The organism is Bradyrhizobium sp. Kon56, from assembly GCF_055807635.1.
The window spans coordinates 1-313 of the sequence record NZ_JBVVOU010000294.1; the positions used below are offsets into that span (position 1 = coordinate 1).

1 protein-coding gene is annotated in these 313 nt (G+C 57.8%); it reads right to left on the minus strand.

The features are described 5' to 3' along the window. On the minus strand, positions 1–313 hold a 313-nt coding region (locus tag AC0L3B_RS39025; protein ID WP_473383029.1), incomplete at both ends, for an ABC transporter substrate-binding protein.

Sequence of the window (313 nt, forward strand, 5' to 3'; positions counted from 1 at the left end):
GGGGTGATGGCGAACACCAGGTTGTCGAGTTTCACGTCCTCGGGTTTCCAGTACTGCTGATTGGCGACGTAGCGGATCTGCGCGTCTTTCTGGTAGCGCTTGAACACGAACGGGCCGGTGCCGACCGGCTTCTGGTTAATGTCCTCGGCCTTGCCTTGCTTGAGGAGCTGGTCGGCATATTCGGCCGATTGCACCGAAGCGAAACTCATCGCCAGGTTCTGCACGAACGAGGCGTCAACGTTGTTCAGGTTGAAACGCACGGTGTGGTCGTCGAGCTTGTCGATGTGCTTGATCGTGGTGTTCAGGCCCATGT